Origin of the sequence: Sphingomonas sp., assembly GCF_019746015.1 — a bacterium.
Taxonomy (GTDB): domain Bacteria; phylum Pseudomonadota; class Alphaproteobacteria; order Sphingomonadales; family Sphingomonadaceae; genus Sphingomonas.
Window position 1 is genome coordinate 34,317 of sequence record NZ_JAIESM010000033.1, and the last position, 6,581, is coordinate 40,897.

A 6,581-nucleotide genomic window follows, 5' to 3' on the forward strand; every position below is an offset into this window, starting at 1 on the left:
ACATGGCCACCAATGCCGATATCGAGCTGGTGCCCAGCGCCGAATTCGTGCCGACCAGCCACAAGGGGCTGACCTATCCCTTCGGCGGGTCGGCGCCGGAGATCGGCAGCACGCTGATGGTGGCCGATGGCGTGCGCTGGGTGCGGCTGGGCGTGCCGGGGCCGCTCAAGCACATCAATTGCTGGCTGATCGACGATGATGGCGGGGTCGCGCTGGTCGACACCGGCATGAACCTGGACGAGACGCGCGCCAGCTGGAAGGCGCTGTTCAAGGGCGGCCCGCTGGAAGGGGTGCGGGTGACGCGGGTGATCGGCACCCATATGCACCCCGATCATATCGGCCTGGCCGGCTGGATGTGCGCGCACCATGGCTGCGGCCTGGAAATGACGCGCGGCGAATGGCTGACCGCGCGGATGCTGGCCGCCGACGCGCGCGACGCGGTGCCCGACGAAATGATTGCCTTCTGGCGCGGCGCCGGCTGGGACAAGGAGCAGCTGGAGCGCGGCCGCGCGCGGGGCTGGTCGGGCTTTCGCCGCATCATCACGCCGCTGCCGCTGGGCTATAAGCGGCTGGCCGATGGCGATCTGGTGACGATCGGCAAGCGGCGCTGGCGGGTGGTGACGGGCAATGGCCACAGCCCCGAACATGCCTGTCTGCTCGATGCCGAGCGCGGGCTGCTGATCTCGGGCGACCAGGTGCTGCCGCGGATCAGCTCGAACATCTCGCTGGGGGTGACCGAGCCGCACGCCGATCCGCTGGGCGAATGGCTCGCCTCGATCGGCAAGCTGAAAGGGCTGCCGGCGGACTTGCTGGTGCTGCCCAGCCATGGCGACGCGTTCACCGGGCTCCACACCAGGCTCGACGCGCTTGACCGCGAGCATCGCGACCGGCTCGACGAGCTGGTCGTGTTCCTGGCCGAGCCGCGCCGCGCGGTCGATTGTTTCGGCCGGCTGTTCCGTCGCGCGATCGGCCCCGAAGTGCTGGGCATGGCAACCGGCGAGGCGCTGGCCCATCTGCGCCGGCTGGAAGTGGAAGGCCGCGTGGTGCGCGACACCCGCGACGGGGTATGGTGGTGGCGCGCGGCTTGACCGGGCACCGGCAGGGGTCTTGACTGCGGCCACGGCGACTCGATCCGCTGGCGCCCGCAGCCGGAGACCCGACCATGACCGAGCTTGTGTTCTACACCAATCCCATGTCGCGCGGGCGCATCGCCCGCTGGATGCTCGAGGAAGTGGGCGCGCCCTACACCACGCAGATCATTGGCTATGGCCCCGACATGAAGACCGGCAGCTATGCCGCGCTCAACCCCATGCGCAAGGTGCCGGCGCTGGTGCATGACGGCCAGCTCGTCACCGAAGTGGCGGCGATCTGCGCCTATCTGGCCGATGCCTTTCCGGGCGCGGGGCTGGGGCCGCAGGCGGGCGAGCGCGCGGCCTATCACCGCGCGCTGTTCTTCGCGGCCGGCCCGGTCGAGCATGCGGTGACCAACCGCGCGATGGGCGTGGAGCCGACCGAGCAGCAATCGCGCATGTGCGGCTATGGCACCTATGACCGGATGGTCGCGGTGCTGGAGACGATGCTGGACGGCCGCGACTTTGCCGCCGGCAGCCGCTTTACCGCCGCCGACGTCTATCTGGGCTCGCAGGTCGGCTGGGGGCTGCGCTTTGGCACGCTGCCGAAAAAGCCCTTGTTCGAAGCCTATTACGCCCGGCTGGCCGACCGCCCCGCCCATCGCCGCGCGGTGGAGATCGACGACGCGCTGCTCGCCACGGCCGAGGCAAGCGCCTAGGCCCTGCCAAGCCGCCTCTGAATCCGTTCGTCCCGAGCGAAGTCGAGGGACGGATGGCGGGCGCAGCGCCAAGACCCGCGTGTCTCGACTTCGCTCGACACGAACGGTGTCTTACGCGCGGTTGGTCATCAAACCATCGTCGCCCCGGGCTTGACCCGGGGCCGGGCTGCCTTGCGAGACCCTAAGAAGCCAAGCCCCGGCTCGGGGGCGGGGCGACGTTGAACAACTAATCGCGGGTAGCGGAAGGCGTCAGCGCCCGCCCAGCGCGGCCTTGCGGGCGGGGAGGGCGGCCATCACCGCGCGGCGCCATTCGGGCGTGCCGCTGGTCCAGCCGCCAATCTCGTCCATCGTGCGGGCGCAGCCGATGCACAGCCCGCGCCGCTCGTCGATCTGGCAGATATTGACGCAGGGGCTCGGCACGCGGACGGGCGGCACGATCTCGAACATGGCGTTCAGCCGAGCGCGAAGCGCAGGAAGTCGGGGAAGGGGCCGTGCCAGTTGGCGTCGCCCACCGGATTGGGGTCGTAATCCAGCCTTGCGTCGGCGCGCGCCGGGGGAGCGGCGTCGCGCCGGGCGGGCGGGGCGGGGGGCGACGGTGCCTTGGGTGCGGGGCGCGCCTCCCGCACAGGGGGCGCCTCGCGCGCCGGGCTTTCCGCTTTCGCGGGGCGCCGGTCATCGCGCCGCTCGTCCCGGCCCTTATCCTTGGCCTTGCCGCGCGCGCCGCGACGCCCATCGCCATCGCGCGGTGCCGCTTCGGGCAGTGCCTCGCCGTTCACCCGGTTGATCTTCTGCCCGGTCAGCTTTTCGATATTGGCGATGTTCTCGGCATCTTCGGCGGTGACGAGCGTATAGGCCACCCCGGTTGCGCCCGCGCGGCCGGTGCGGCCGATGCGGTGGACATAGTCATCCGGGTGCCAGGGCGCGTCGAAGTTGAAGACGTGGCTGACGCCCTTGATGTCCAGCCCGCGCGCGGCAACGTCCGACGCGACCAGGATGTTGATCTCACCCGCCTTGAACCGGTCGAGTTCGGCAATCCGCTCGCTCTGCTCCATGTCGCCATGGATTTCGCCGGCGCGAAAACCGTCGCGTTTCAGCGCCTTGTTCAGGTCGCGCACCGTGGTCTTGCGGTTGCAGAAGATGATCGCGGTCTTGACCTCGGGATTTTCGAGCAGGTCGGTCAGCCGGTCGCGCTTCTTGGACGAACTGACCGGCACCACCCACTGCGTGATGTTGATGTTGGTGGTCGCGGGCCGCGCCACTTCGATTGTCTTGGGGTTGGACAGGAACTTGTCCGCCAGCTTCTTGATCGGCGGCGGCATGGTGGCGGAGAACAACAGCGTCTGGCGCTGGGCGGGCAGCTTGGTGCAGATTTCCTCGATATCGGGGATGAACCCCATGTCGAGCATCCGGTCCGCCTCGTCGATCACCAGCAGCGAACAGCCGGTCAGCAAGATGTTGCCGCGCCCGAACAGGTCCATCAGCCGGCCGGGCGTGGCGATCAGTACGTCGACGCCCTTTTCCAGCGCCTTCACCTGATCGCCCATCGACACGCCGCCGATCAGCAGTGCCATCGACAGCTTGTGATAGCGGCCATATTTCTCGAAATTCTCGGCCACCTGCGCGGCCAGCTCGCGCGTCGGCTCCAGAATCAGGCTGCGCGGCATGCGTGCCCGGCTGCGGCCATGCGCCAGAATGTCGATCATCGGCAGCACGAAGCTGGCCGTCTTGCCGGTGCCGGTCTGGGCGATGCCGATGATGTCGCGCATCATCAGCACGCTGGGGATCGCGCTCGCCTGAATGGGCGTCGGTTCGCTATAGCCCGCCTCGGTCACGGCGCGCATCAATTCATCGGAAAGGCCGAGATCGGCAAAACTCATCAACGCGTCCGTTCACGGGAAAGCGCTCGTTGCGGCGCCAGCGCGGCGCTTGGGCTGGGACGGTTATTTTGTCAAGCGGCGGGGTTAACGCCGGGGGATCAGCCGCTTGAAGCTTTCGATGCGGCAGGCCGCGCCGGAGCGGGCGCGCACCCAGTCGCGCCGCGCGCACAGTCGCCCGTCGCCGGTGCCGCGCAGATAGAGCCCGGCATAGAAATCCAGCGTCGGGCAATCGGTGTTGAAGCGCGCGCGCAGCCGCTGGCCATCGTCCAGCACCAGGTCGACGCTTTCGGCGCGGGTCAGCGCGGCGGCGTTCACCGTCTCCATCGGCAGGCAGCGCGGCCCGCTCTTTTCGCGCCACACGATCGGTGCGCGCGGCGGCTCTGGCGCGCGTGGCACGCGGATGACGACGCGCTGGTGAAAGCTGAACCCGCCCGATTGCACCTCCACCACCTGAGCATCGGCGGCAGCGGGCAAGGCGATCAGGAGCATCCAGCGTTTCATGCGACCGCCTTGTGACGGCGCAATGGTTGAACGCTGAATGAACTGGCGCGCGCCGCGTGCAATTGGCTGTGGCTTGGCGCGCGAAAATGCTAACACTGTGGCATGGAGACAACAGCACAGGCCCGGGTGATCGACGCCGTGCGCGCGCGGTTCGGCGCGCGGGCCGCGATCACCGACCCCGATCTGCTCACCCCCTGGCAGAGCGACTGGCGCGGGCGCTATCATGGCCGCGCCGCCGCCATGCTGATGCCGGCCGACACCGCCCAGGTGGCGGCGATGGTGGCGCTGGCCGCCGCGCACCATGTGCCGCTGGTGCCGCAAGGGGGCAATACCGGCATGGCCGGCGGCGCGACGCCCAGCGCCGATGGCCAGGCGCTGATCCTGTCCACCCGCCGCATGGCTGCGATCCGGCGGATCGATGCCGATGCCAATCTGGCGGTGGCGGAAGCGGGCGTGGTGCTGGACGATCTGCACCAGGCGGTGCGCGCGGTGGGGCGTCGCTTTCCGCTGACGCTGGGCGCGCGCGGCTCGGCGACGATCGGCGGGCTCGTCTCCACCAATGCCGGCGGCACGCAGGTGCTGCGCTTCGGCACGATGCGCGCGCTGGTCGCGGGCGTGGAAGCGGTGCTGCCCGACGGATCGGTGCATGACGGCCTGGCCGCACTGAAGAAGGACAATCGCGGCTATGACCTGAAGGAGCTGCTGGTCGGGGCGGAAGGGACGCTGGGCATCGTGACGGCCGCCGCGCTGAAGCTGGTGCCGGCGGTTGCCGCGCGCGCGGTGGCCTGGGCGGGCGTGGCCGATCCGGCGGATGCGCTCGCGCTGCTCAGGCGGATGGAGGCGGCGACCGACCGCATCGAAAGCTTCGAGATCCTGCCGCACTCTTGCCTGCAGGCGGTGCTCGACCATCTGCCCGCCGCGCGTGCGCCGCTCGCCGGGGCGCAAGCCTGGCATGTGCTGATCGAGGCGACCAGCATGGCGGCTGGGGAGGAGGCACCCCAGGCTTTGCTCGAACGGCTGCTGGCGCCGGCGATGGAAGCGGGGCTGGTTGCCGATGCGGTGATCGCGGCGAACGAGGCGCAGGCCGAGGCCTTCTGGCTGCTGCGCGATTCGATTTCAGCGGCGGAGCGTGCGCAGGGGCCGGCGCTGCAGCACGATATCTCGGTGCCGGTGGAGGCGATGCCGCGCTTCATGGTGGAGGCGGCGGCGGCCTGCGAGGCGCGCTTTCCCGGCGTCCATGCCAGCGGCTTTGGCCATCTGGGCGACGGCAATGTCCATTTCCACGTCCGCGCGCCCGCCGGGGCCGATGCCGATGCCTGGTATGCGGCGGAAACCGGACGCATCACACCCTTTGTGCACGATCTGGTGGTCGCGGCCGGCGGCTCGATTTCGGCCGAGCACGGCATTGGCCAGATGAAGCGCGACGAGCTTGCCCGCCTGTCCTCCCCGGCGCGGATGGCGGCATTGCGGGCAATCAAGGCCGCGTTTGACCCCGACGGCATCATGAACCCGGGAAAGATTGTGGCGCTTGCCTAGCGCGCGGCGCCGCAATATGGCGCAACCAGCAAGGGCCGATGGCCTTGGCCTCACCAGATTATGGAGACCAACATGGCCACCGCGCCGCAATTGCCGCTGTTCTACAAGACGCTCGAGCCGCTTTCGAGCCAGCTTCATGCAGATTTCAAGACCAAGGCGATGGATCGCGCGCCGTTTCTGATCGGCCAGCACGCCATCCCGCTGACGGTTGACGAATTTCCGCAGGTCCAGCGCTTCATGCCGATCGTCTTTTCGAGCGGCGACGATGCCATTCCGATCGCGCTGATGGGCCTGAACGAGGGCGTCAACGTGTTCATCGACGGCGAAGGCAAGCTGACCGAGCAGACGCTCTACATCCCGGCCTATATCCGCCGCTATCCGTTCATGCTCGCGCGGCTGACGCCGGAGGCGCAGGAACTGTCGCTGTGCTTCGACTCGAGCTATGAAGCGGTCGGCAATTTCGAAGAGGGCGAGCCGCTGTTCAACGGCACCGAGCCGAGCGAGCTGACCAAGAACATCCTGCAGTTCAACGAGCTGTTCGAGCAGGCTGGTCTGCGCACCCAGCAGTTCATGACCGAGCTGCGCGAGCTGGACATTCTGATCGAAGGCGAAGTGACCATTCAGCCCGATGGCGCGGCCCAGCCCTTCATCTATCGCGGCTTCCAGATGGTCGACGAGAAGAAGCTGACCGATCTGCGCGGCGACCAGCTGCGCAAGATGTCGCAGAACGGCATGCTGCCGCTGATCTATGCGCACATGTTCTCGCTGGCGCTGATGCGCGAAATTTTCCAGCGCCAGGTCGACAAGGGCCTGATGCCGCAGCCCGAGCTGGTGCTGGGCAATCCCGCGTAACAAAAAGTTAATCGAACGGACGGGGG

General features: G+C 68.3%; 7 protein-coding genes. 4 read left to right on the forward strand and 3 right to left on the reverse strand.

What is annotated here, in order from left to right; all coding sequences use genetic code 11:
* Positions 1–2 precede the first annotated feature (2 nt).
* Together K2Y03_RS05260 and K2Y03_RS05265 are read left to right on the forward strand one after the other, a co-directional pair.
* Positions 3–1,088 carry an MBL fold metallo-hydrolase gene (locus tag K2Y03_RS05260; protein ID WP_294088847.1) on the forward strand — a complete coding sequence of 362 codons (1,086 nt, stop codon included), beginning with the start codon at positions 3–5 and terminating at the stop codon, positions 1,086–1,088.
* A 74-nt stretch (positions 1,089–1,162) separates the two neighbouring features.
* Positions 1,163–1,789 carry a glutathione S-transferase family protein gene (locus K2Y03_RS05265; protein ID WP_294088849.1) on the forward strand — a complete coding sequence of 209 codons (627 nt, stop codon included), beginning with the start codon at positions 1,163–1,165 and terminating at the stop codon, positions 1,787–1,789.
* A 249-nt stretch (positions 1,790–2,038) separates the two neighbouring features.
* Here K2Y03_RS05265 and K2Y03_RS05270 read toward each other — a convergent pair whose 3' ends face one another.
* The 3 genes from K2Y03_RS05270 to K2Y03_RS05280 form a co-directional block, all read right to left on the reverse strand.
* Complete coding sequence (locus tag K2Y03_RS05270; RefSeq protein WP_294088852.1) at positions 2,039–2,236, reverse strand: DUF1289 domain-containing protein; 198 nt, start codon at positions 2,234–2,236, stop codon at positions 2,039–2,041.
* Between the two features lie 5 nt (positions 2,237–2,241).
* The gene (locus K2Y03_RS05275) at positions 2,242–3,666 is read right to left on the reverse strand and encodes a DEAD/DEAH box helicase (protein WP_294088855.1); all 1,425 of its coding nucleotides are present in this window, start codon (positions 3,664–3,666) and stop codon (positions 2,242–2,244) included.
* Positions 3,667–3,750: 84 nt separating this feature from the next.
* The gene (locus K2Y03_RS05280; protein WP_294088860.1) at positions 3,751–4,167 is read right to left on the reverse strand and encodes a hypothetical protein; all 417 of its coding nucleotides are present in this window, start codon (positions 4,165–4,167) and stop codon (positions 3,751–3,753) included.
* Between the two features lie 102 nt (positions 4,168–4,269).
* Between K2Y03_RS05280 and K2Y03_RS05285 the strand changes: the two genes are divergently transcribed.
* Both K2Y03_RS05285 and K2Y03_RS05290 read left to right on the forward strand, forming a co-directional pair.
* The gene (locus tag K2Y03_RS05285; RefSeq protein WP_294088862.1) at positions 4,270–5,703 is read left to right on the forward strand and encodes an FAD-binding oxidoreductase; all 1,434 of its coding nucleotides are present in this window, start codon (positions 4,270–4,272) and stop codon (positions 5,701–5,703) included.
* 72 nt (positions 5,704–5,775) lie between these two features.
* Positions 5,776–6,555 carry a SapC family protein gene (locus K2Y03_RS05290; protein WP_294088867.1) on the forward strand — a complete coding sequence of 260 codons (780 nt, stop codon included), beginning with the start codon at positions 5,776–5,778 and terminating at the stop codon, positions 6,553–6,555.
* The last annotated feature ends 26 nt before the right edge of the window (positions 6,556–6,581 follow it).

Coding starts and splice junctions, on each gene's coding strand:
- K2Y03_RS05265 (WP_294088849.1), top strand. CDS start 1,163: ATGACCGAGCTTGTGTTCTACACCAATCCCATGTCGCGCGGGCGCATC.
- K2Y03_RS05280 (WP_294088860.1), bottom strand. CDS start 4,167: ATGAAACGCTGGATGCTCCTGATCGCCTTGCCCGCTGCCGCCGATGCT.
- K2Y03_RS05290 (WP_294088867.1), top strand. CDS start 5,776: ATGGCCACCGCGCCGCAATTGCCGCTGTTCTACAAGACGCTCGAGCCG.
- K2Y03_RS05260 (WP_294088847.1), top strand. CDS start 3: ATGGCCACCAATGCCGATATCGAGCTGGTGCCCAGCGCCGAATTCGTG.
- K2Y03_RS05275 (WP_294088855.1), bottom strand. CDS start 3,666: ATGAGTTTTGCCGATCTCGGCCTTTCCGATGAATTGATGCGCGCCGTG.
- K2Y03_RS05270 (WP_294088852.1), bottom strand. CDS start 2,236: ATGTTCGAGATCGTGCCGCCCGTCCGCGTGCCGAGCCCCTGCGTCAAT.
- K2Y03_RS05285 (WP_294088862.1), top strand. CDS start 4,270: ATGGAGACAACAGCACAGGCCCGGGTGATCGACGCCGTGCGCGCGCGG.